Annotated in this window: 16 protein-coding genes; 12 read left to right on the forward strand and 4 right to left on the reverse strand. The window is 62.3% G+C overall.

What is annotated here, in order from left to right; translation table 11 throughout:
- Positions 1-61 precede the first annotated feature (61 nt).
- On the reverse strand, positions 62-415 hold the full coding sequence (locus LGM20_RS09885; RefSeq protein ID WP_002910380.1) for a DsrE/DsrF/TusD sulfur relay family protein: 354 nt from the start codon (positions 413-415) through the stop codon (positions 62-64).
- Between the two features lie 68 nt (positions 416-483).
- Here LGM20_RS09885 and nasR point away from each other — a divergent pair, with 68 nt between their 5' ends.
- The 7 genes from nasR (at position 484) to LGM20_RS09920 (ending at position 13,070) form a co-directional block, all read left to right on the forward strand.
- Positions 484-1,665 carry a nitrate regulatory protein NasR gene (nasR, locus tag LGM20_RS09890; RefSeq protein ID WP_044523872.1) on the forward strand — a complete coding sequence of 394 codons (1,182 nt, stop codon included), beginning with the start codon at positions 484-486 and terminating at the stop codon, positions 1,663-1,665.
- A 244-nt stretch (positions 1,666-1,909) separates the two neighbouring features.
- Entirely contained in the window at positions 1,910-3,166 is a 1,257-nt protein-coding gene (locus tag LGM20_RS09895) for a CmpA/NrtA family ABC transporter substrate-binding protein (RefSeq protein WP_032453296.1), read from the forward strand.
- 1 nt (position 3,167) lies between these two features.
- A complete protein-coding gene (gene ntrB / locus LGM20_RS09900; RefSeq protein ID WP_044523870.1) occupies positions 3,168-4,052 on the forward strand; it encodes a nitrate ABC transporter permease in 885 nt (294 codons plus the stop codon).
- A 9-nt stretch (positions 4,053-4,061) separates the two neighbouring features.
- Positions 4,062-4,850 carry an ABC transporter ATP-binding protein gene (locus tag LGM20_RS09905; RefSeq protein ID WP_044523868.1) on the forward strand — a complete coding sequence of 263 codons (789 nt, stop codon included), beginning with the start codon at positions 4,062-4,064 and terminating at the stop codon, positions 4,848-4,850.
- Positions 4,851-4,860: 10 nt separating this feature from the next.
- Positions 4,861-8,928 (forward strand): nitrite reductase large subunit NirB, encoded by a 4,068-nt coding sequence (gene nirB, locus LGM20_RS09910; RefSeq protein WP_077255377.1) that lies wholly within the window; start codon positions 4,861-4,863, stop codon positions 8,926-8,928.
- Positions 8,928-11,534, forward strand: coding sequence for a nitrate reductase (locus tag LGM20_RS09915; protein WP_044523865.1), 2,607 nt, complete (start codon positions 8,928-8,930; stop codon positions 11,532-11,534). Before nirB ends, LGM20_RS09915 begins: the two co-directional genes overlap by 1 nt.
- Positions 11,535-11,687: 153 nt before the next feature.
- Positions 11,688-13,070: a YchO/YchP family invasin gene (locus LGM20_RS09920; protein WP_044524070.1), complete on the forward strand. Its 1,383-nt coding sequence runs from the start codon at positions 11,688-11,690 to the stop codon at positions 13,068-13,070.
- On the opposite strand, the gene narL is transcribed toward LGM20_RS09920, so the two are convergent.
- Positions 13,067-13,717: a two-component system response regulator NarL gene (gene narL, locus LGM20_RS09925; protein WP_002910198.1), complete on the reverse strand. Its 651-nt coding sequence runs from the start codon at positions 13,715-13,717 to the stop codon at positions 13,067-13,069. The two genes, LGM20_RS09920 and narL, sit on opposite strands and share 4 nt — an antisense overlap.
- Positions 13,718-13,727: 10 nt before the next feature.
- Positions 13,728-15,506 (reverse strand): nitrate/nitrite two-component system sensor histidine kinase NarX, encoded by a 1,779-nt coding sequence (gene narX, locus LGM20_RS09930; protein WP_044523863.1) that lies wholly within the window; start codon positions 15,504-15,506, stop codon positions 13,728-13,730.
- A gap of 311 nt (positions 15,507-15,817) precedes the next feature.
- On the opposite strand from narX, the gene LGM20_RS09935 reads away from it, so the two are divergent.
- From LGM20_RS09935 to narI, 5 genes are all read left to right on the forward strand, one after another.
- Positions 15,818-17,206 (forward strand): NarK family nitrate/nitrite MFS transporter, encoded by a 1,389-nt coding sequence (locus LGM20_RS09935; RefSeq protein WP_023290135.1) that lies wholly within the window; start codon positions 15,818-15,820, stop codon positions 17,204-17,206.
- Positions 17,207-17,611: 405 nt separating this feature from the next.
- On the forward strand, positions 17,612-21,355 hold the full coding sequence (locus LGM20_RS09940; protein WP_044523861.1) for a nitrate reductase subunit alpha: 3,744 nt from the start codon (positions 17,612-17,614) through the stop codon (positions 21,353-21,355).
- Positions 21,352-22,887 carry a nitrate reductase subunit beta gene (gene narH / locus LGM20_RS09945; RefSeq protein WP_044523859.1) on the forward strand — a complete coding sequence of 512 codons (1,536 nt, stop codon included), beginning with the start codon at positions 21,352-21,354 and terminating at the stop codon, positions 22,885-22,887. The genes LGM20_RS09940 and narH overlap by 4 nt, the downstream gene beginning before the upstream one ends.
- Positions 22,884-23,594 (forward strand): nitrate reductase molybdenum cofactor assembly chaperone, encoded by a 711-nt coding sequence (gene narJ, locus LGM20_RS09950; protein WP_032453280.1) that lies wholly within the window; start codon positions 22,884-22,886, stop codon positions 23,592-23,594. The genes narH and narJ overlap by 4 nt, the downstream gene beginning before the upstream one ends.
- On the forward strand, positions 23,594-24,271 hold the full coding sequence (narI, locus tag LGM20_RS09955; RefSeq protein ID WP_002910189.1) for a respiratory nitrate reductase subunit gamma: 678 nt from the start codon (positions 23,594-23,596) through the stop codon (positions 24,269-24,271). Before narJ ends, narI begins: the two co-directional genes overlap by 1 nt.
- On the opposite strand, the gene LGM20_RS09960 is transcribed toward narI, so the two are convergent.
- Positions 24,268-25,164, reverse strand: a complete 897-nt coding sequence (locus LGM20_RS09960; protein ID WP_023290131.1) for a DMT family transporter — start codon at positions 25,162-25,164, stop codon at positions 24,268-24,270. The two genes, narI and LGM20_RS09960, sit on opposite strands and share 4 nt — an antisense overlap.
- Between the last annotated feature and the right edge of the window lie 51 nt (positions 25,165-25,215).

Genomic DNA, 25,215 nt, shown 5'->3' on the forward strand with positions numbered 1-25,215 from the left:
CGTTTTTTTTACCTCTTCAGGCGGCGAAACCTGATATTTCCTCCCGTTCGGCGGCGCAGATTTAGAAGGTCAGCACTTTATCTGCCGCCAAGGTCCACTGGGCCAGCTCAACGAGAGTGCCAACCTCCACCCCATCAACCAGCGGCAGTGCGCTGACCCCGCGGCCGTCCGCGCAGGTCTTGCACAGCTTCACGGGAACCTGCTGGGCGGTGAGGATCTCCAGCATCTGCTGCACATTATACCCTTCCGCCGGCTTCTGCCCGCGCAGCCCGGCGGTGACGGCGTCGGACATCAAAAACAGCTTGAGATCGAGGTCGGACTGCTGTTCGCGCAGGGCAATGGCCAGGCGCAGGCTGTTGAACAGGGATTCACTGCCGTAGGCGGCGCCGTTGGCGATAATCACAATACGTTGCATACAAACTCCTTCTTAAAGGCACGGTTATTGCTTTACCGCAGTATAAAGCGTTAACCCGGAGGAGGGGTATGAATAATACGACTGGTCACGCGGACGAGGCGACGGCCTGGCTGCAGCTGGCGCGCCGCCTGCAAAAACAACAGCTTCAGCAACTTGCCCGGCTGGGCGAGCTGGCAAGTCAGCTCAGCGCGCTGGTGCATATGCTGCAGTGCGAGCGCGGCGCGTCGAATATTTTTCTTTGCTCGGGCGGTCAGCTGTACGCGGCGGAGTGTCGGGCGGGTGGGGCGCTGGTTGATGAGCGGCTGGCCTTGTTCTATGCCGCCCTCGAACGGGCGCGCGCGGTCGCCGGCAGCGCGCTGTGCTGGCGCATCGCCCGGGCGGTCGGCGATCTGGCGCAGCTCCCGGCGCTGCGTGAGCAGGTCAGCCGCCGGCAGGTCGCCGCTGAAGCCGCGACGGAGCAGTTCAGCCGTATTATCCGCCATCTGCTGAATATCGTCCCGCAGCTCAATGACAGCATTGACGACCCGTCGGTAGCCGGGCGTATGGTCGCCCTGTACAGCTTTATGCAGGGAAAAGAGCTGGTGGGCCAGGAGCGCGCGCTGGGAGCATTGGGCTTTACCCGCGGTGAGTTCAGCGACAGCCTGCGCCAGCAGCTGGTGGACCGTATTGATGGTCAGCAGCCCTGCTTTGACAGCTTCCAGGCGCTGGGCAGTCCGGCGACGGTCCAGCTGTTTACGACCGAGTGCCAGGCCGGTCTGGACATCGAGCAACTGCGGCGGATCGCCTGCACCCGCCAGCCGGCGGCGGACGGCGGGGAAACGGCGCTGCGCTGGTTCGGCCTGCAAACCCAGCGGCTTGAGCAACTGCGCGAAGTGGAAGAGCAACTGATCGACGATCTGCTGGACGCCACCGACGCGCTGTTAGAAGACGACGCGCCTGGCTGGCTGGCCGGGGAGGAGAGCGACAGCGTGACGCCGCGGCTGGATAAACAGCTGCTGCCGCTGGTGCGCCAGCAGGCCTATGAGCTGCAACAGCTCTCCAGCCAGCTGGCTTCGCTGAAAGACGCGCTCGAGGAACGCAAGCTGATCGAAAAAGCGAAAAGCCTGCTGATGACTCATCAGGGGATGCCGGAGGAGCAGGCCTGGCAAACGCTGCGCAAGATGGCCATGGACAAGAATCAGCGGATGGTTGAGATAGCCCGCGCGCTGCTGATGGTGAAGGCGATCTGGCCATTAACCCCAAAGGAGTAGATGCACAATCGATGGGCATTCGCTGCCTGTCGGCGGTGCACTTTTGCCTGACAAACCGACCAGAGCGAAAGGAAAAGCCCGCCAGCGCGCCATAGCCAAAGCTGGCATCCCCTTTGCATTAGCATTAGTGAGTGAATAAAAGTCCGGGCGACGAACCAATGGCGGTTCGGGTGTCCGTGGATAAAGGCGTCCTGCAGTGCATATGCACTGTCGGGCGCTTTTTTTTTGCGCGTGTGGAGCGGATATGAGCGATAAGTTTTCAATTTCACGGCGGCGCTTGCTGCAGGCAGGGGCCGCGCTGGGCGGCGCGATGCTGCTGCCGGGCGTGATGCAGGCCGCATGGGCCGGCGGCTCGGACAGACCGGAGCAAACCACCGTGCGGGTAGGGTTTATTCCGCTGACCGACTGTGCGCCGCTGGCCATCGCCGCGGCGAAGGGGTTTGACAAAAAATATGGAATTACCCTGGCGCCGAGTAAGGAGGCCAGCTGGGCGGCGGTGCGCGACAAGCTGGTGGCCGGTGAACTGGACGCGGCGCATATTCTCTATGGCCTGCTGTACGGTCTTGAACTGGGGATCGCCAGCAAGCCGCAGGCGATGGCTAATCTGATGACCCTCAACCGCAATGGTCAGGCCATCACTCTCTCCAGCGAACTGCAGGAGAAAGGGGTGACCGACCTCGGCGGACTGAAACGGCTGATCGACCGCAGCGCGCCGGGCAGCTACACCTTCGCCCATACCTTTCCCACCGGCACCCATGCCATGTGGCTTTACTACTGGCTGGCGAGCGCCGGCATCGATCCCTTTAACGATGTGCGCACCGTCGTGGTGCCGCCGCCGCAGATGGTGATGAACATGCGCATCGGCAATATGAGCGGCTTTTGCGTCGGCGAGCCGTGGAACGCCCGCGCCATTAACGACCGTATCGGCTTCACCGCGGCCACTTCCCAGGATATCTGGCCTGAGCATCCGGAAAAGGTGCTGGGCGCCCGTCGCGACTGGGTGGAACGCCACCCGAACACCGCCCGCGCGCTGGTGGCAGCCCTGATGGAGGCGCAGCGCTGGATCGCCGCCTCGGCGGAGAACACCCGGGAGACGGCCCGCCTGCTCGCCAGACGCGGCTGGCTCAATACCAAAGAGCAGTACCTCACCGGCCGGATGCTTGGGGAGTATGACAACGGCCTCGGCCGCCGCTGGCAGGATGCCCATCCGATGCGCTTTTACGCCGAGGGAGAGGTGAGCTTCCCCTGGCTGTCGGACGGGATGTGGTTCCTCACCCAGTTTCGTCGCTGGGGGCTGCTGAAGCAGGCTCCGGATTACCTCGCGGTGGCGTCGCGTCTTAACCGCATCGACGTCTGGCAGGCGGCCGCCCAGGCGGTCGGCGGGATCAGTACACCGGCAGCCACGATGCGCAGCAGCACACTGATGGACGGTACGGTCTGGAACGGGTCTGACCCGGAAGGCTACGCCCGCCATTTCGCTATTCAACGTAAGGGGGCATGAGATGAAGCAGGCACAACGTAAGCAACCGGTCGTCAGCGTGGAGAACGCGCCTGGCGAAGTCATTATCCTGCCGCCGGTGCAGGTCCGGCGCACCACGCCGACCGTCACGCGCTGGCTGCGTGAGCTCATCCAGCGCCTGCTGCCCCCACTGCTGGGGCTGGGGGTGCTGCTGCTGGCCTGGCAGCTGGCGGCGATGCACAGCAAAGGCTTTCCCACCCCGCTGAGCACGCTGGACTCGGCGCTGACGCTGTTCGCCGATCCGTTCTATCAGGACGGGCCGAATGACATGGGGATCGGCTGGAACGTGCTGGCCTCCCTGCAGCGCGTGGCGGTGGGCTTCGGCCTGGCGGCGCTGGCGGGCATTCCGCTGGGGTTTTTGATCGGCCGCTCGCTGTTCTTCACCCGCATGTTTAATCCGCTGATTGCTCTGCTGCGCCCGGTCAGCCCGCTGGCCTGGCTGCCGATTGGCCTGCTGCTGTTCCAGAAGGCGGAGCCAGCCTCCAGCTGGACCATTTTTATCTGCTCCATCTGGCCGATGGTGATCAACACCGCGGAAGGCGTGCGGCGGATCCCGCAGGACTATCTCAACGTCGCCCGCGTCCTCCAGCTCTCAGAGTGGACGGTGATGCGCAAAATTCTCTTTCCGGCGGTGCTGCCGGCGGTGCTCACCGGCGTGCGCCTCTCCATCGGCATCGCCTGGCTGGTGATCGTGGCGGCGGAAATGCTCACCGGCGGGCTGGGGATCGGCTTCTGGATCTGGAACGAGTGGAACAACCTCAATGTGGAAAACATCATCATCGCCATCGTCATTATCGGCGTCGTCGGCCTGCTGCTGGAGCAGGGCCTGATGCTGCTCGCCCGCCGCTTTAGCTGGCAGGACAAATAAGGAGCCAATATGAAACCATTAATTCAGGTGCAGGCCGTCAGCCAGCGCTTCAACACCGCCAGCGGCGAGTTTCTGGCGCTACAGAATGTCTCCTTCGATATCGTCGAAGGGGAGACCATTAGCCTGATCGGCCACTCGGGGTGCGGAAAATCGACCCTGCTGAATCTGATCGCCGGGATCACGACCCCTACCGAGGGCGGACTGCTGTGCGATAACCGGGAAATCGCCGGGCCCGGGCCGGAGCGGGCGGTGGTTTTCCAGAACCACTCGCTGCTGCCGTGGCTGAGCTGTTTCGACAATGTGGCGCTGGCGGTGGATCAGGTGTTCCGTCGCACCATGAGCAAGCATGAGCGTCGGGAGTGGATTGAACACAACCTCGCTCGCGTGCAGATGAGTCATGCGCTGCATAAACGGCCCGGGGAGATCTCCGGCGGCATGAAGCAGCGGGTGGGTATCGCCCGGGCGCTGGCGATAAAGCCGAAAGTGCTGCTGCTTGATGAGCCCTTCGGCGCCCTGGACGCGCTGACCCGCGCTCACCTCCAGGACACGGTGATGCATATCCAGCAGGAGCTCAATACCACCATCGTCATGATCACCCACGACGTTGATGAAGCGGTGCTGCTTTCCGACCGGGTGCTGATGATGACCAACGGCCCGGCGGCGACGGTCGGCGAGATCCTCGCGGTCGATCTGCCGCGTCCGCGGCATCGCGTTCAGCTGGCGGACGACAGCCGGTATCACCATCTGCGCCAGCAGATCCTCCATTTCCTGTATGAAAAACAGCCGAAAGCGGCATGAGGAGGCGGTCATGACGCGGCGACTGGTGGTGATCGGTAACGGCATGGCGGCCACCCGGCTGGTGCAGCGGCTGGTTGAGCGCGACCCTGCGCGGTTTGCCATTACCGTCGTCGGCGACGAGCCGCACCCGGCCTATAACCGCATCCAGCTCTCGCCGCTGCTGGCTGGCGAAAAAACGGCATCGCAGATCCCGTTGCTGCCGGCGGAGTGGTACACCCGGCACGGGGTATGTCTGCGGTCTGGCGAGGCGGTGGATGAAGTGGATGTTGCGCAACGGTGGCTGCGCATCGCTGACGCCTGGCTGCCGTGGGACGAGCTGGTTTTCGCCACCGGCTCGCGGCCCTTTATCCCGCCGCTGCCGGGCATTGAACGTCCGCAGGTTATGCCCTTCCGCACCCTGGCGGACGTGGAACGTATTCTGGCGATACCCGGCCCGGCGGTGGTGATTGGCGGTGGGGTTTTGGGCGTGGAAGCGGCGGCGGCGCTGCGTCGCCGCGGCGGGGAGGTCACACTCCTGCATCGCGGCAGCGGCTTAATGGCGCCGCTGATCGACGCCTTTGCCGCCGATGAGCTCAGGCAGCAGCTTGAAGCGCGCGGTATTCGCTGCGTGCTGGAGTGCCGGATCGCCGCCATCGACGCCGACGGCGTGCGGCTGGCGGACGGGCGCGTATTCCGCGCCGCCAGAGTGGTGCTGGCGACCGGCGTGCAGCCCAACAGCCGTCTGGCGGCGCAGTCCGGCGTGCTGTGCCAGCAGGGGATCGTGGTTGACCGCCAGATGGCCGCCTCGCTGCCGGGGATCAGCGCCATTGGCGAGTGTTGCGAAATTGACGGCCAGACCTGGGGGCTGGTGGCTCCCTGCCTGCGCCAGGCCGAGGTGCTGGCGGATCGCCTGTGCGGCGCCCCCGGCGCGGGCTTTGTCTGGCAGGACGCCGGGACCCGCCTGAAGGTCACCGGCATTGAACTCTTTAGCGTCGGCGAACAGCAGGCCGGCGAACAGGATGACATCTATACCAGCTGGGATCCCATCGACCGGCACTATCGTCGCCTGCTGCTGCGCGACGGCCGCCTGCGCGGCGTGCTGCTGATGGGCGACTGTACCGCCGCCGCCGCGCTCACCGCGCGCCTGGAAAGCGACGAGCCCGCCACCGCGGACTGGCTTTTTGACCCTTCTTCAACGCAGCCGCAGGCTGCAGGAATAATGACGATGACGAAACCTGTATTAGTGCTGGTGGGACATGGCATGGTCGGCCACCATTTTCTCGAACAATGCGTGAGCCGCAACCTGCATCAGCAATATCGTATCGTGGTGTTTGGCGAAGAACGTTACGCCGCCTACGACCGGGTGCATCTCTCCGAATATTTCGCCGGACGCAGCGCCGAATCGCTGTCGCTGGTGGCCGATGATTTCTTTCACCAGCACGGCATCGAACTCCGCCTCGGCAAGGCGGTGGCGACGATCGACCGCGACGCGCGGCTGGTGCGGGACGCCGAGGGGCATGAAACCCACTGGGATAAACTGGTGCTGGCGACCGGCTCCTATCCCTTTGTTCCGCCGATCCCTGGCAACGATCTCGACGGGTGCTTTGTCTATCGTACCCTTGACGATCTCGACCGTATCGCCGCCCATGCCGCCGCGGCGAAGACCGGGGTGGTGATCGGGGGCGGCCTGCTCGGGCTGGAGGCCGCCAACGCCCTGAAACAGCTGGGGCTGGAGACGCACGTGGTGGAGTTTGCCCCGAACCTGATGGCCGTCCAGTTGGATAACGGCGGGGCGGCGATGCTGCGGGAGAAGATCGTCGCCCTCGGCGTGGGGGTGCATACCAGCAAAGCCACCACCGCCATCGTGCGCGAGGCCGATGGCCTGCGGCTGAACTTTGCCGACGGCGGCACGCTGGCGGCCGACATGGTGGTCTTCTCGGCAGGGATCCGCCCGCAGGACGCGCTGGCCCGCGGCTGCGCGCTGCAGGTTGGCGAGCGCGGGGGGATTGGCATCGACGGCCAGTGCCGCACCACTGACCCGGACGTGCTGGCGATAGGCGAATGCGCCCTGTGGGATAATAAAATTTACGGCCTGGTGGCGCCGGGTTATCAGATGGCGCGGATCGCCGCGGCCACCCTCGCAGGAGAGGACGCCTGCTTTAGCGGCGCCGACATGAGCACCAAACTGAAGCTGCTGGGGGTTGACGTAGCCTCGTTTGGCGATGCGCAGGAGCGCACGCCGGGCTGCCAGAGCTATCAATGGACCGACGGTCCGCAGCAGGTTTACAAAAAAATCGTCGTCAGTCAGGACGGCAAAGCCCTGCTTGGCGGCGTGCTGGTGGGGGACGCCAGCGACTACGCCACGCTGCTGCAGATGATGCTGAACGGCATGGCGCTGCCGCCGCGTCCGGAGAGCCTGATCCTGCCGGCGCTGGAGGGGGCCGCGCCGAAGGCGCTGGGGGTGGCGGCGCTGCCCGACAGCGCGCCGATCTGCTCCTGCCATAGCGTCAGCAAAGGCGATATCTGCCAGGCGGTGAACAATGGCGCGGGGGATATGGCGGCGATAAAAAGCTGCACCAGAGCGGCTACCGGCTGCGGCGGCTGCAGCGCGCTGGTGAAACAGGTGATGGAGCACCAGCTGGCGGCGCAGGGCGTCGAAGTGAAAAAAGACGTCTGCGAGCATTTCCCGTGGTCGCGTCAGGAGATCTACCATCTGGTGCGGGTCAACCATATCCATACCTTCGAGCAGCTGATTAGCCGCTACGGCCAGGGGCACGGCTGCGAGGTTTGTAAACCGCTGGTGGCCTCGGTGCTGGCCTCCTGCTGGAACGAATACCTGCTGAAGCCGGCGCACCTGCCGCTGCAGGATACCAACGACCGCTATTTCGCCAACATTCAGAAGGACGGCACCTATTCGGTGGTGCCGCGGATGGCGGCGGGGGAAGTGACCCCGGACGGGCTGATCGCCATCGGGCAGATCGCCAAACGTTACCAGCTCTACAGCAAAGTGACCGGCGGCCAGCGCATCGACCTGTTTGGCGCGCGGCTGGAACAGCTGCCGGCGATCTGGCGCGAGCTGGCCGACGCCGGGTTTGAAACCGGCCACGCCTATGGCAAGTCGCTGCGCACGGTGAAGTCCTGCGTTGGCGCAACCTGGTGTCGCTACGGCGTGCAGGACTCCACCGGGCTCGCGGTGCGGCTCGAGCATCGCTATAAAGGGCTGCGCGCCCCGCACAAAATCAAGATGGCGGTCTCCGGCTGCACCCGCGAATGCGCCGAAGCCCAGGGCAAAGACATCGGGGTGATTGCCACCGACAAAGGCTGGAATCTCTACGTCTGCGGCAACGGCGGAATGAAGCCGCGTCACGCCGACCTGTTTGCCAGCGACCTCGACGAAGCGACGCTGATCCGCAGCATCGATCGTCTGCTGATGTTCTATATCCGCACCGCCGATCGCCTGCAGCGGACCAGCACCTGGATGGACAACCTGGAGGGTGGCGTGGCCTACCTGCGGCAGGTGGTGCTGGAGGACAGTCTCGGCATTGGCGAGGAGCTGGAACAGGAGATGGCCCGCATCGTCGACAGCTACCAGTGCGAGTGGCAGACCACGCTCAACGATCCCCAGCGCCTGGCGCTGTTCCGTTCCTTCGTGAACAGCGACCAGCCCGACGAGGCGGTGCAGCGCCACGATCTGCGCGGTCAGCCGCAGCCGTTGCCTGCTGAAGCGTTGCCTGAAGGCGAACTCCCATCCCGGCCGTGGCAGGCGATTTGCGACCTTGACGCTATCCCGGCGCAGGCGGGTATCGGCGCCCGGTTAGGGGAGCGGCAGATTGCCCTGTTCCGCTTTGGCGATCGGGTGTATGCCCTGGACAACCGCGAGCCGGGCAGCGCGGCCAACGTGTTGTCGCGGGGGCTGTTAGGGGACGTCGGCGGGGAACCGGTGGTGATCTCCCCGCTGTACAAACAGCGGATTCGCCTGCGCGACGGCTGGCCGTGCGACGGCGGTGAACAGGCAGTGCGCGCCTGGCCGGTGAAAGTGGAGAACGGCAAAGTGTGGGTGGGCAGCCAGCAGCTGCTGGCGCGAGCGGAGGCCTCCTGATGAAGACCATCCGAACGACCTGTCCCTACTGCGGCGTAGGCTGCGGCGTGCTGGCGAGCGTGGATGACGCGGGTCAGGTGAGCGTGCGCGGCGACGATCAGCACCCGGCCAACCTCGGCCGCCTGTGCGTCAAAGGGGCGGCACTAGGGGAGACCACGGGCCTGGCGGGGCGGCTGCTGGCGCCGGAGGTGGACGGCCAGCCGGTGGCCTGGTCTCAGGCGCTGGCGGAGACCGCTTCCCGCCTGCAACAGGTTATCGACCAGCACGGTCCGCAGGCGGTGGCCTTCTACGCCTCCGGCCAGCTGTTAACGGAGGATTACTATGCCGCCAACAAGCTGATGAAGGGATTTATCGGCGCGGCGAACATCGACACCAATTCGCGGCTGTGCATGTCGTCGGCGGTGACCGGCTACAAGCGGGCCTTTGGCGCCGACGTGGTGCCCTGTAGCTATGAGGATGTGGAAAACAGCGATCTGGTGGTGCTGGTCGGCTCGAACGCCGCCTGGGCGCACCCGGTGCTGTACCAGCGTCTGGCGCAGGCGAAGCGGGATAATCCCCGGCTGCAGATCGTGGCGATCAACCCCCGGCGCACCGCCACCTGCGAGATCGCCGATCGCCATCTGGCGCTGGCGCCGGGAAGCGACGGCGGGCTGTTCGTGGGGTTGCTTAACGCCCTGGCGCAGGCCGGGGCCTGCGTCGACGGTTTTCGCGACGGCCCGCAGGCGCTGGCCGCCGCTCGCGGCTGGGACGTGGCGAAAGTGGCGGCTTTTTGCGGCCTGCCCGCCGATGAGGTGGCGGGTTTCTATCGCGATTTTATCGCCGCCCCGCGGGCCATCACCCTCTACACCATGGGAATTAACCAGTCAGCCAGCGGCAGCGACAAATGTAATGCCATCATCAACGTCCATCTGGCCAGCGGAAAGTATGGCCGCCGCGGCTGCGGCCCCTTTTCGCTGACCGGTCAACCCAACGCCATGGGCGGGCGCGAAGTCGGCGGGTTGGCGACGATGCTGGCGGCGCACATGGATTTTGTGCCAGACGATCTGCAGCGGCTGGCCCGCTTTTGGGGAACCGAGCGGCTGGCGCAGACCCCGGGGCTGACCGCCGTGGAGCTGTTTGCCGCCATCGGCCGCGGCGAGGTGAAAGCGGTGTGGATCATGGGCACCAACCCGGTGGTGTCGCTCCCCGACAGCCACGCGGTGAGCCAGGCGCTGGCCGGCTGTCCGCTGGTGATCGTCTCGGATGTCGCCGCTGAGACGGATACCGGACAATTCGCCCACATTCGCTTTCCGGCGCTGGCCTGGGGCGAGAAAAATGGCACGGTCACCAACTCGGAGCGGCGCATCTCCCGTCAGCGTAGCTTCCTGCCGCCGCCGGGGGAGGCGAAAGCGGACTGGTGGATCATCGCCAGAGTAGGGCAGGCGCTGGGGTATCGCGAGGCGTTTGCCTGGCAGCATCCGCATGACGTCTTCCGCGAGCATGCGGCGTTGTCCGGTTTCGAAAACGACGGCCAGCGGGCGTTTGATATCGGCGCGCTGGCGGATCTCAGCCGCGAGGCATGGGACGCCATGGCGCCGGTACGCTGGCCGGTCAGCCGCCGCCGCGCCGCCTGGGATATCACGCGCGGCTGGCATAGCGATGGCAGGCTGCGGATGGTGCCAGTGACGCCTCAGCCGACCCGGGCGGCAACCGATGTCTTTTATCCGCTGATCCTCAACAGCGGGCGGATCCGCGATCAGTGGCACACCATGACCCGCACCGGCGCCGTGCCGCGGCTGATGCAGCATATCGCGGAGCCGGTGGTGGAGGTGGCGCCGCAGGACGCCGTTCGCTACCAGCTTGTCGCCGGCGGGCTGGCGCGGATCTGGTCGCGCCATGGGGTGATGGTGGCGAAAGTGGCGATCAGCGAAGGCCAGCGCCCCGGCTCGCTGTTTGTCCCAATGCACTGGAACAATCAGTTCGCCCGCCAGGGGCGGGTGAATAATCTGCTGGCCGCCGTCACGGACCCGCATTCCGCCCAGCCGGAGAGTAAACAGGCGGCGGTGGCCATCGCCTCCTGGCAGCCTGCCTGGCATAGCGAACTGTTTTGTCGCGAACCGCTGCCGTTTCCTGCGGCCTGGCACTGGCGGCGGCGGGCGGCGGCGGGCGTATTGCACTACTCGCTGGCCGGGGAGGCGTCAGCCCGGCAGTGGCTCAGCGTCTGGTGCGCGCAGCGCGGCTGGCAGATGCAGATAGCAGACGGCGGCGCGGTGTGGAACCTGCTGGCGTGGCATCAGGGGAGGCTGATGCTGGGCTGGTGGAGCGATGCGCGCGAGCCGGCGGTGGATAGCGCAGGGATAAGCGCCGCCTTCGCCGCGCCGCCGTCCGATGCCGCCCGGCGCCATGCGTTGCTCAGCGGCCGACCGGACGCCGCCGCCGCGCCGCCGGGGCGGATCGTCTGCAGCTGTTTTGGGGTGGGGGAGCGGGCGATCGGCGAGGCCATCGCCAGCGGCTGCGCCAGTGTTGGGGCTTTGGGCGCCAGGCTTAAGTGCGGGACCAACTGCGGCTCCTGCGTGCCGGAGCTCAACGCGCTGCTGACGGCGCAACCGGCCCGCGCCGGGGCGTAACGGCGCGACGGCACCTTCTGTGGTTGGGCGACTATTTGCCCAACCGGTTTCAGCATATTCCTGGAATTGTCTGCAGGGCTGCGGGAGAAGGGAAAAAACGATAAACTAAAACTATCTTCCAATTTTTTCTGCGAGCCCGCGCAAAACCTGTTGATGCCTGTGTCGTACCGTTTGCTGCCATCCCTGATCTTTCTCCTGCTGCTGCCGGGCGCTCCCGTCTGGGCGCTGACCGCCAGCGACACCGCTCTTACGCCCCAGGGAGAAGATCCCTTGCCCGATTTGGGGATCGCCCCGCAGGTCGATGACGACGCCAGACACTTTGCCGAAGTGGCGAAGAAATTCGGCGAGGCCAGCATGAGCGATAACGGACTGACGGCGGGCGAGCAGGCGCAGATGTTCGCCATCAACAAACTCGGCAATGAAGTGAGTCACCAGCTGGAGAGCTGGCTCTCGCCGTGGGGCAACGCCAATGTCGACCTGCTGGTCGATAAAGAGGGGAAGTTCACCGGCAGTAAAGGGAGCTGGTTCGTGCCATTGCAGGATAACGATCGCTACCTGACGTGGAACCAGTATTCGGTAACCCGGCGCGAGAACGATCTGGTGGGCAATATTGGGCTTGGCCAGCGCTGGCGGGTCGGCGGCTGGCTGCTGGGCTATAACTCGTTTTATGACAAGGTGCTGAGCGAAAGCCTGGCCCGCGGCAGCGTCGGCGCCGAGGCGTGGGGGGAATATCTCCGCCTGTCGGCGAACTACTATCATCCGCTGGGCGACTGGCAGCTGCGGGAGAATCAAACTCAGGAGCAGCGGATGGCCGCGGGGTATGACGTTACCGCCCAGGCGCGGCTGCCGTTTTATGAGCACATCAATACCAGCGTCAGCGTCGAACAGTACTTCGGCGACAGCGTCGATCTGTTTCACACCGGCACAGGCTACCATAACCCGGTGGCCGTCTCCGTCGGGCTCAATTATACCCCGGTCCCGCTGGTCACCGTGACCGCCAAGCATAAGCAAGGGGAAAATGGCGTCAGCCAGAACAACGTTGGCCTGAAGCTCAACTACCGCTTTGGCGTGCCGCTCAAGCAGCAGCTGGCGGCGGACGAGGTGGCGTTCAGCAACTCGCTGCGCGGCAGCCGCTTCGACAGCCCGGAGCGGGATAATCTGCCGGTGGTGGAGTATCGGCAGCGCAAAAATCTGACGGTCTATCTGGCCACGCCGCCCTGGGATCTACAGTCCGGGGAGACGGTGCAGCTGAAGCTGCAGATCCATAGTCTGCACGGCATCAAGTCGCTGCACTGGCAGGGCGACACCCAGGCACTCAGCCTGACGCCGCCGGTGGATGCCAGCAGCCCCGATGGCTGGAGCGTGATTATGCCGGTGTGGAACAGTGAACCGGGCGCCGCGAACCGCTGGCGCCTGTCGGTGGTGGTAGAGGATAAACAGGGGCAGCGCGTCTCCTCCAATGAGATCGTCCTGGCGCTGACTGAGCCGCTGGTCAAGTTCACCGCGCCTGGCGTCTCGTGGACGGACTCGCCTTAAAAAATTCGCTCCTGGTGGACCCATACCGCGGCTTCCACCCGGGATTTGAGCTTCATTTTCTTCAGCATGTGCTTGACGTGCACTTTGACGGTGCTTTCGGTGATATCCAGCCGGCGGGCGATCATTTTGTTCGGCAGCCCCTGGGCGATCAGCTTGAGGATGTCGCGCTCGCGCGGGGTCAGCTGGCTGATGTCGCGATCGGAGGTGGCGCGGTTGGCGCGCAGGCTGGCGGCCAGCACCGGGGTTAACGCTTCGCTTAATACCATCTCGCCGGCGGCGGCCTGCTGCAGCGCTTTCAGCAGATCTTCCGGCTCCATGTCTTTCAGCAGATAGCCATCGGCACCGCGCTTGAGGGCGGTAACAACGTCCTCTTCATGGTTAGAGACGCTGAAGACCACCACCCGGCCAGACAGCGATTTCTCACGCAGTTTGTCCAGCGTTTCCAGACCGTTCATGCCCGGCATATTGAGGTCCAGCAGGATCAGGTCCGGATCCAGCGACTCCGCCAGCTCGATACCTTGCGCGCCATTGCTGGCTTCGCCAATCACCTGGATGTCCGGCGCCATGCTGATCAGTTGTTTCACGCCGGTGCGCAGCATCGGATGGTCGTCAATGAGAAGGATGGTTGCCCGTTCCTGTTGACTCATGGGGGTCTCCTTATTGGATGGAAAACGTTTTTTCCGGGATAAACGTGACGATCACTTCGGTCCCGCCGGTTTCCCGGCGCCGAACCTGACAGTCGCCGCGCAGACTTTGCGCGCGATCCCGCATAATGATTAAACCGTAATGATTACTCCGCTCGGCGTGGTCCGGCACGCCGCGGCCGTTATCCGCCACCACCAGACGGACCTGATTATCGCGTTGTGACACCGTCACGGTGACTTGGGTCGCGCTGGCATGCTTCAGGGCATTGCTTAACGCTTCGCGGGCGATCTGCAGCAGGTGAATGGCCTGATGCGACGGCACAAAGCGCGGCGGGAGCTGATAATCAAGCTGCACCGTAAAGCCGAAGTGGGCGCTGTACTCCTGACAGCTGGCCTCTAGCGCCGGGCGCAGGCCCGGCTCGGTCAGCTGCAGGCGGAAGGTGGTCAACAGCTCACGCAGCTGGGCCCAGGAGGTATTCAGCTCGTTACGTATCTGCCCCAGCAGCTGACGGCTCTCCGCCGGCAAGGCGTCGCCCTGCATCTGCAGGCAGCTGACCTGCATCTTCATACAGGATAGCGACTGGGCGATGGAATCATGCAGCTCGCGGGCGATAGTGGCCCGCTCTTCCATAACGATCAGCTGCTGCTGTTTCTCCTGATGGCGGTCCAGCGCCAGGGTGCTGGTCAGTTGTTCAACCAACGTATCCACCAGCTGCTGCTGATCGTGGCTGAGATGACGGCCAACCGGCAGCGTCGCCAGCAGGATGCCGTACTGATTATGCGCATCCGACAGCCGCCACTTCAGCGTTGTGCCGCCATCCGGTAGCGGCGGCAGGTTGCGTGGGCAGAGGTAGCAGCCCATGTCATCACATTCATTATCCGAGTGGCAGGTAAACTCCTGATGGTTGTCTTCATCTTCCAGATCGTAGACCCGCACCTCGATATCGCGCAGCAGCGTCAGACCCTGCAGGCCGTTCAGCACCGGCGAAATGCGTTCACAGAGCGGGGCGTTGGCGTGCAGCCGGCGGTTGGCCTGCCATAAGAAGGCGAGGATCTCGTTCTTCTGTTCCAGCCCGGCGGTCTTCTCCTGCACCCGGCGCTCGAGCACGGCGTAGCTTTCCGCCAGCTCTTCCGACATGTTATTTAGCGCCATGCCGAGGGTCGCCATTTCGTTGCGTCCGCTGATGTGCGCCCGCTGGGTGAAATCACGCTGGCTCACCGCTCGCGCCATGCTCAGCAGCTGTTTCCATGGCCGCAGCAGGCGGGCGCGTAGCCAGATGATGGTGAAGATCAGCAGCAGCGCCATGCCGATGGCGAGGAGGCGATGGATCCAGACCACCCGTTCGATACGCTGCTCGGTGGTATGGTCGAATGCGGTGACCAGCTGGTCGATACGATCGACAAAGTCGGCGACATCCTGGGCGACCTCCGCCTGGTTGACCGCGCGCTGCATGCCGGGAGCCAGCGCCAGCTGCCAGTACTGCTGCAGGGCCTGCAGCTGGCGCTCCTGCCCGTCGCGGCGGGCGGAGTTTTGCAGCTCCGGACTGAAGACGGTGGCGGTCATATCATCGACCAGCTTTTGGTCGTGTTCATTCAGCGGGATCGCCGCCAGCAGCCGGTAGCTCTGCATGCGTAATGACCCGGCTTTGTTAATGGCGTGCGCGCTGCCCTGCACGCCGTTGACCAGGCGCGCGGAGATCGCCATACCGGCGACGCCAGTAAGGGTGGCAAGCAGGACGATCAACGCCAGTTGATTGACCAGCGTCAGCGGGGTAAAAAGACGTTTTAACATGGAATGCGTGGCTCCTGACCGGTCGTGTCCCCGGGAGTGGCGCTTATTCTCGGCTATCCCCTGGAGTATACCCATACCCACAAAGAGTTACTCCTTAATTGTCGGTGGTAGGCGCCGTTGGGAGAGGGGTTAGACGCATCCCGGCAGCCGTGTGAAAAACCACACTTTTTTTCCCACCATTCTCTACTCACTTCGGAGCATGGTTTATTTTCGCACAAATTAGCGCGCGCTTTTCCTTTGATTTATATCAACTTACCGCCCGGGGCAACCCCTAAGGTAGCGGCAGGAAAAATGAATAATCAGAGGTATCTATGAGTCAATCTTCCCTCCCGGAGAAGGCTAACCGCTCGGTCATTACCGACTGGCGGCCTGAAGATCCTGAATTCTGGCAACAGCGCGGCCACCATGTGGCGAGCCGCAATTTATGGATCTCCGTTCCCTGTCTGTTACTGGCGTTCTGCGTGTGGATGTTGTTCAGCGCCGTTGCCGTTAACCTCAACAAAGTGGGCTTTCAGTTTACGACCGATCAGCTGTTTATGCTGACCGCGCTGCCGGCGCTGTCAGGCGCTTTGTTGCGCGTGCCTTATGCTTTCATGGTACCGCTGTTCGGCGGCCGCCGCTGGACGGCGTTCAGTACCGGGATCATGATTGTGCCGTGCGTGTGGCTGGGCTTTGCGGTCCAGGATACCTCCACGCCGTTTAGCGTCTTCGTGATCATCTCTCTGCTGTGCGGCTTCGCCGGGGCCAACTTCGCCTCCAGTATGGCCAATATCAGCTTCTTCTTCCCGAAAGCGAAGCAGGGCGGGGCGCTGGGCGTCAACGGCGGCCTTGGTAATATGGGCGTCAGCGTGATGCAGCTGGTCGCGCCGCTGGTGGTGTCGGTCTCGGTGTTTGCCATTTTTGGCGGGACCGGCAGCGAGCAGCCGGACGGCTCAATGCTGTATCTGGAAAACGCCGCGTGGATCTGGGTACCTTTCCTGATTATTTTCACCCTGGCGGCGTGGTTCTTTATGAACGACCTGTCCGCTTCTAAAGCCTCGCTGAGCGAACAGCTGCCGGTGCTCAAACGCCTGCACCTGTGGATCATGGCGCTGCTCTATCTGGCGACCTTTGGCTCCTTTATCGGTTTCTCCGCCGGTTTCGCCATGCTGTCAAAGACCCAGTTCCCGGACGTGCAGATCCTACACTACGCCTTCTTCGGTCCGTTTATTGGCGCGCTGGCGCGTTCGATGGGCGGGGCGATCTCCGACCGTCTCGGCGGTACCCGCGTGACGCTGGTCAACTTTGTGGTGATGGCTGTCTTCTGTGCGCTGCTGTTCCTGACCCTGCCGACCAACGGCCAGGGCGGTAACTTCATCGCCTTCTTCGCGGTGTTTATGGTGCTGTTCCTGACCGCCGGGCTGGGGAGCGCTTCCACCTTCCAGATGATCTCCGTGATCTTCCGTAAGCTGACCATGGACCGGGTGAAGGCCCAGGGCGGCAGCGAAGCCCAGGCGATGCGCGAGGCGGCGACCGATACCGCGGCGGCGCTGGGCTTTATCTCCGCCATTGGCGCCATCGGCGGCTTCTTTATTCCGAAGGCGTTCGGTATCTCGCTGGATCTGACCGGCTCGCCGGCCGGCGCGATGAAAGTCTTCCTGATCTTCTATATCGCCTGCGTGATCATCACCTGGGCGGTATACGGCCGTAAGCGTCAGTAATTCGCTATCGTCGATGTTGCTTCGTAAAGGCGTACTCCCGAAGGAGGCGCCTTTTTTTACCGGCCTATTTAGTTACAACATACTAATAGGTGATTGTATACGTATTGGCCACTGAGCCGGGAAGGGACGGCTTGCCAGCGTCACTGCTCTACCCCTTAATACCTCCCTGGTGAACAATTCCGCGCCTGGCGACCCATTTTTCGATAAAAACCATTAAAAAACATGCAGTTAAAAAATCGAGATTACTACCACCTTGGTGGTAAATGCCAATTTCCGCCGCGATAACAAGCCAGTCCGTATTGATCGCTATCAATTCCCGTCCGCTTTCATAGCGTTACCTTCGCTGCAAATCCAGCAATGTCGATTTATCAGAGAGCCGTCAGGCTCCATATCAGGAGAAACCCGATGAGTAAATTCCTGGACCGGTTTCGCTACTTCAAACAGAAGGGTGAAACCTTTGCCGATGGGCACGGCCAGCTTCTAAACACCAACCGGGACTGGGAGGATGGATACCGTCAACGTTGGCAGCATGACAAAATTGTGCGTTCCACTCACGGTGTCAACTGCACCGGTTCATGCAGCTGGAAGATTTATGTCAAAAACGGACTGGTGACCTGGGAAACCCAGCAAACGGACTATCCGCGCACCCGTCCGGACCTGCCAAACCATGAACCACGCGGCTGCCCGCGCGGCGCCAGCTACTCCTGGTATCTGTACAGCGCGAACCGCCTGAAATACCCGCTGATGCGCAAACGCCTGATGAAGATGTGGCGGGAAGCGAAGGTCCAGCATAGCGATCCGGTTGAGGCATGGGCCTCGATTATCGAAGACGCCGACAAAGCGAAAAGCTTCAAGCAGGCTCGCGGTCGCGGCGGGTTTGTCCGCTCCTCCTGGCAGGAAGTGAATGAGCTGATTGCCGCCTCCAACGTCTATACCGTGAAAACTTACGGTCCGGATCGCGTGGCCGGCTTCTCGCCGATCCCGGCGATGTCGATGGTCTCCTACGCCTCCGGCGCTCGTTACCTGTCGCTGATCGGCGGTACCTGCCTGAGCTTCTACGACTGGTACTGCGACCTGCCGCCGGCCTCGCCGATGACCTGGGGCGAGCAGACCGACGTGCCGGAATCCGCCGACTGGTACAACTCCAGCTATATCATCGCCTGGGGCTCCAACGTGCCGCAGACCCGTACCCCGGATGCGCACTTCTTTACCGAAGTTCGCTATAAAGGGACCAAAACTGTCGCCATCACCCCGGACTACGCCGAAATCGCCAAGCTCTGCGATCTGTGGCTGGCGCCGAAGCAGGGTACCGATGCCGCGATGGCGCTGGCGATGGGCCACGTGATGCTGCGTGAGTTCCATCTTGATAAACCGAGCCAGTACTTCACCGATTACGTGCGTCGCTACACCGACATGCCGATGCTGGTGATGCTTGAGGAGCGCGACGGCTATTACGCCGCCGGCCGCACGCTGCGCGCGTCCGACCTCGTGGATTCCCTTGGTCAGGAGAAGAATCCGGAATGGAAAACCGTCGCCTTTGATGAGAAGGGCGATCTGACCGTGCCGAACGGTTCCCTCGGATTCCGCTGGGGCGACAAAGGCAAATGGAACCTCGAACAGCGCGACGGTAAAACCGGCGAAGAGATTGAGCTGCGTCTGAGCCTGCTGGGTAGCCATGACGAGGTCGCGGACGTCGGCTTCCCGTACTTCGGCGGCGAAGGTTCTGAACACTTCAACAAAGTCGCGCTGGAAAACATTCTGCTGCACAAACTGCCGGTTAAACGCCTGCAGCTGGCTGACGGCTCCACCGCCCTGGTGACCACCGTGTACGACCTGACCATGGCCAACTATGGCCTGGAGCGCGGTCTGAACGATGACAACTGCGCCGCCAGCTATGATGAAGTGAAAGCCTACACTCCGGCCTGGGCGGAAAAAATTACCGGCGTCTCCCGCGCGCATATTATCCGTACCGCCCGCGAGTTTGCCGATAACGCCGATAAAACCCATGGTCGGTCGATGATTATCGTCGGGGCGGGTCTCAACCACTGGTTCCACCTCGACATGAACTACCGCGGTCTGATCAACATGCTGATCTTCTGCGGTTGCGTCGGCCAGAGCGGCGGCGGTTGGGCGCACTATGTGGGCCAGGAAAAACTGCGTCCGCAGACCGGCTGGCAGCCGCTGGCGTTCGCCCTTGACTGGCAACGCCCGGCACGTCATATGAACAGCACCTCGTACTTCTATAACCACTCCAGCCAGTGGCGCTATGAAAGCGTGACCGCGCAGGAGCTGCTCTCGCCGATGGCGGATAAGTCCCGCTACAGCGGCCATCTGATCGACTTCAACGTCCGCGCCGAGCGGATGGGCTGGCTGCCGTCGGCGCCGCAGCTGGGCGTAAACCCGCTGCGCATCGCCGATGAGGCGAAAAAAGCGGGCATGACGCCGGTGGATTACACCGTCAAATCTCTGAAGGAGGGATCGATTCGCTTTGCGGCAGAGCAGCCGGAAAACGGAAAAAACCATCCGCGTAACCTGTTTATCTGGCGTTCCAACCTGCTGGGCTCCTCCGGTAAAGGTCATGAGTACATGCTCAAGTACCTGCTGGGTACGGAGAACGGCATTCAGGGTAAAGACCTTGGCAAGCAGGGCGGCGTGAAGCCGGAAGAAGTTGAATGGCGCGATAACGGCCTCGACGGCAAACTGGACCTGGTGGTGACCCTCGACTTCCGTCTGTCGAGCACCTGTCTCTACTCCGACATCGTGCTGCCGACCGCCACCTGGTACGAAAAAGACGACATGAATACCTCGGATATGCATCCGTTTATTCATCCGCTGTCAGCGGCCGTTGACCCGGCCTGGGAATCGAAGAGCGACTGGGATATCTATAAAGGCATCGCGAAGAAATTCTCTGAAGTGTGCGTGGGCCACCTCGGTAAAGAAACCGACGTCGTTACGCTGCCGATCCAGCATGATTCCGCCGCGGAAATGGCGCAGCCGCTGGACGTCAAAGACTGGAAGAAGGGCGAATGTGACCTGATTCCGGGGAAAACCGCCCCGCATATTATTCCGGTCGAGCGTGATTACCCGGCGACTTATGAGCGCTTCACCTCCATTGGCCCGCTGCTGGAAACCATCGGCAACGGCGGGAAAGGCATCGCCTGGAATACCCAGAGCGAAATGGACCTGCTGCGTAAGCTCAACTACACCAAGGCCGACGGCCCGGCGAAAGGTCAGCCGAAGCTGGAAACGGCCATCGACGCCGCGGAGATGATCCTCACCCTGGCGCCGGAAACGAACGGTCAGGTGGCGGTGAAGGCGTGGAAAGCGCTGAGCGAAATCACCGGCCGCGAGCACGCGCACCTGGCGCTGAACAAAGAAGACGAGAAGATCCGTTTCCGCGATATTCAGGCGCAGCCGCGGAAAATCATCTCCAGCCCGACCTGGTCCGGGCTGGAAGACGAACACGTCTCCTATAACGCCGGATACACCAACGTTCACGAGCTGATCCCATGGCGTACTCTGTCCGGTCGTCAGTCGCTGTATCAGGATCACCAGTGGATGCGCGACTTTGGCGAGAGCCTGCTGGTTTATCGTCCGCCGATTGACACCCGCTCGGTGAAAGCGGTGATGGGCGAGAAGTCCAACGGCAACCCGGAGAAGGCGCTGAACTTCCTGACGCCGCACCAGAAATGGGGTATCCACTCGACCTACAGCGATAACCTGCTGATGCTGACCCTGTCACGCGGCGGTCCGATCGTCTGGATGAGCGAGGCGGATGCGAAAGATCTGGGTATCGAAGATAACGACTGGATCGAAGTGTTCAACGCCAACGGCGCCCTGACGGCGCGCGCGGTGGTGAGCCAGCGCGTGCCGGCCGGGATGACCATGATGTACCACGCGCAGGAACGCATCGTGAACCTGCCTGGCTCTGAAGTCACCGGCCAGCGCGGCGGGATCCATAACTCGGTTACCCGTATTACGCCGAAACCGACCCATATGATCGGCGGCTATGGCCATCTGGCCTATGGCTTTAACTACTACGGCACCGTCGGCTCCAACCGCGATGAGTTTGTGGTGGTACGTAAGATGAAGAACATTAACTGGTTAGACGGCGAAGGCAATGACCAGGTACAGGAGAGCGTAAAATGAAAATTCGTTCACAAGTCGGCATGGTGCTGAATCTCGATAAATGCATCGGCTGCCACACCTGCTCGGTAACCTGTAAAAACGTCTGGACCAGCCGGGAAGGGATGGAGTACGCCTGGTTCAATAACGTGGAGAGTAAGCCTGGCGTTGGTTTTCCGAACGACTGGGAAAACCAGGAGAAATGGAAGGGCGGCTGGATCCGCAAAATCAACGGCAAGCTGCAGCCGCGCATGGGCAACCGCGCGATGCTGTTAGGTAAAATCTTCGCGAACCCGCATCTGCCGGGCATCGATGATTACTACGAGCCGTTCGATTTCGACTACCAGAACCTGCATAACGCCCCGGAGAGTAAACATCAGCCGATCGCCCGTCCGCGCTCGCTGATCACCGGCCAGCGGATGGACAAGATCACCAGCGGTCCGAACTGGGAAGAGATCCTCGGCGGCGAGTTTGAAAAGCGCGCCAAAGACCAGAACTTCGACAACATGCAGAAGGCGATGTACGGCCAGTTCGAGAACACCTTCATGATGTATCTGCCGCGCCTGTGCGAGCACTGCCTGAATCCGGCGTGCGTCGCAACCTGCCCGAGCGGCGCCATCTATAAGCGTGAAGAAGACGGCATCGTGCTGATCGACCAGGACAAGTGCCGCGGCTGGCGGATGTGCATCACCGGCTGCCCGTACAAGAAGATCTACTTCAACTGGAAGAGCGGGAAATCTGAGAAGTGCATCTTCTGCTACCCGCGTATTGAATCCGGAATGCCGACGGTATGCTCCGAAACCTGCGTGGGCCGAATCCGCTACCTCGGCGTCCTGCTGTATGACGCGGACGCGATCGAAAATGCCGCCAGCACCGAGAACGAGAAAGATCTCTATCAGCGTCAACTGGACGTGTTCCTCGATCCGAACGACCCGAAAGTGATTGAGCAGGCGCTGAAAGATGGCGTACCGCAGGGCGTGATTGAAGCCGCGCAGCAGTCGCCGGTCTGGAAAATGGCGATGGACTGGAAGCTGGCCCTGCCGCTGCACCCGGAATATCGCACCCTGCCGATGGTTTGGTACGTGCCGCCGCTGTCGCCGATTCAGTCCGCCGCCGATGCCGGCGAACTGGGCAGCAACGGGATCCTGCCGGACGTGGAAAGCCTGCGTATTCCGGTGCAGTATCTGGCGAATCTGCTGACCGCCGGCGATACCCAACCGGTCCTGTTGGCCCTGAAGCGGATGCTGGCGATGCGTCACTATAAGCGGGCGGAAACCGTTGACGGCGTTGTCGATACCCGCGCGCTGGAAGAGGTGGGCTTAAGCGAAGCGCAGGCTCAGGAGATGTACCGCTACCTGGCGATCGCCAACTACGAAGACCGTTTCGTGGTGCCGAGCAGCCATCGTGAACAGGCGCGGGAAGCGTTTCCGGAGAAAAATGGCTGCGGCTTTAGCTTTGGCGACGGCTGCCACGGCTCTGACAGCCAGTTCAACCTGTTCAACAGCCGTCGCATCGACGCCATCGACGTGACCAGCAAAACGGAGCCGCACGCATGATTGAACTTGTGATTGTGTCGCGTTTGCTCGAATACCCTGACGCTGCCTTATGGCAGCATCAGCAGGAGATGTTCGAGGCGCTCGCGTCATCGGAGAAACTCGGCAAAGAAGATGCTCACGCGCTGGGCGTTTTTCTGCGCGATCTGCTGGCTCAGGATCCGCTGGATGCCCAGGCGGCCTACAGCGAACTGTTTGACCGCGGCCGGGCCACCTCGCTGCTGCTGTTTGAACACGTGCACGGCGAATCCCGCGATCGCGGCCAGGCGATGGTTGACCTGATGGCGCAGTATGAGCGCCACGGTCTGCTGCTCGATAGCCATGAGCTGCCGGATCATCTGCCGCTGTATCTGGAGTATCTGGCGCAGCTGCCGGAAGAGGAAGCCCTTGGCGGCCTGCGGGACGTCGCGCCGATCCTCGGCCTGCTCAGCGCGCGCCTGCAGCAGCGCGAGAGCCGCTATGCGGTGCTGTTCGAGCTGCTGCTGAAGCTGGCCAACACTCAGGTCGACAGCCAGAAGGTGGCGGAGAAGATTGCCGACGAAGCCCGCGACGATACGCCGCAGGCGCTGGACGCAGTCTGGGAAGAAGAACAGGTTAAATTCTTTGCCGACCAGGGCTGCGGCGAGTCGGAGATTTCCGCTCACCAGCGTCGTTTTGCCGGAGCCGTGGCCCCGCAATATCTGAATATCTCTAACGGAGGACAGCAATAATGCACTTCCTGAATATGTTCTTCTTTGACATTTATCCGTACATTGCGGGCTCGGTGTTTCTGATCGGCAGTTGGCTGCGCTATGACTACGGTCAGTACACTTGGCGAGCGGCCTCCAGCCAGATGCTGGACCGTAAAGGGATGAATCTGGCGTCGAACCTGTTTCATATCGGCATCCTCGGCATTTTCGCCGGCCACTTCCTCGGTATGCTGACGCCGCACTGGATGTATGAATCCTTCCTGCCGATCGACGTCAAGCAGAAGATGGCGATGATCGCCGGCGGCGCCTGCGGCGTGATGACCCTGGTGGGCGGTTTACTGCTGCTCAAGCGTCGTCTGCTCAGCCCGCGCGTTCGCGCCACCACCACCGGCGCGGATATTCTGATCCTCTCCCTGCTGATGGTGCAGTGTGCGTTGGGCCTGCTGACGATCCCGTTCTCAGCCCAGCATATGGACGGCAGCGAAATGATGAAGCTGGTCGGCTGGGCGCAGTCGGTGGTCACCTTCCACGGCGGTGCGTCGCAGCACCTGGATGGCGTGGCGTTTATCTTCCGCGTCCACCTGGTGCTGGGTATGACCCTGTTCCTGCTGTTCCCGTTCTCCCGTCTGGTTCATATCTGGAGCGCGCCGGTAGAGTACCTGACGCGCAAATACCAGATTGTTCGCGCCCGTCGCTAACTGGCCCGCGACTGCTGACTGACCCCGCTCTGGCGGGGTTTTTTTTCGCCCCAGCCGAGGTTATTCCCCGCGGCGGCAAACAGAATCAGCATCCCGCCGCACCACTGCACAGGGGTTAACGCATGGTGGAAGACCAGATAGTCGACCCCCATCGCCACCAGTGGATAAATAAAGGAGAGTGAACCGGTAATGGGCGTTGGCAGCTTCTGTATCGCGCTATATAAAAGCTGATACATGATCCCGGTATGGACGACGCCGAGGATCAGCAGATAGCGCCAGGGAAAGCTGGCAGAAAACTCGGGCATTTGCACCAGCGGCAGCAGCATCACGACGCCGACCAGCACCTGAATAAAGGCGATATGCTGAGCAGGGAGCGGATGCAGTTTGCGGGCGATAATGGCGGTCAGAGCATAGAAAAATGCTGCGCCTAATGCCAGCAAAACGCCGGTCGCGAGACTATCGCCGTGCGCCGGGGCAAGCTCGCTTGACAGCAGGATCACCACGCCGCCGAAGGCCAGCAGTAACCATCCCCATTTTACGGCGCTGACTCGCTCCCCCAGCACCATGCCCATCAGTACCAGCATAAACGGCTGGGTGTTGTAGACCACCGTGGCCATGCCAATTGAAATACGCGAGTAGGCGGCAAAAAGCAGCAGCCAGTTGATGACCAGCGCAATGCCGCCAAGCACCGCGAGGGCGAGGGTGAAGCGCGTGAGACGACTGAAGGGTTGGCGGCTGAGAACGATAAACAGCAGCAGGGTGAGCGCGCCAATCAGGCAGCGCCAGAACACCACATCAATTACCGGCAAACCAGAGAGCAGCACGAACGCGCCGATCGAGCCAGAAATTATCATCGCCAGGCTCATTTGCCAGACGCCGCGGGTAAGTTGCATATTTCACCTCCAGAAGTTTTCCATTATTGTGCGAAAAATCCTGACAGCCTG

Origin of the sequence: Klebsiella quasipneumoniae subsp. quasipneumoniae, from assembly GCF_020525925.1 — a bacterium.
Classification (GTDB): Bacteria; Pseudomonadota; Gammaproteobacteria; order Enterobacterales; family Enterobacteriaceae; genus Klebsiella; species Klebsiella quasipneumoniae.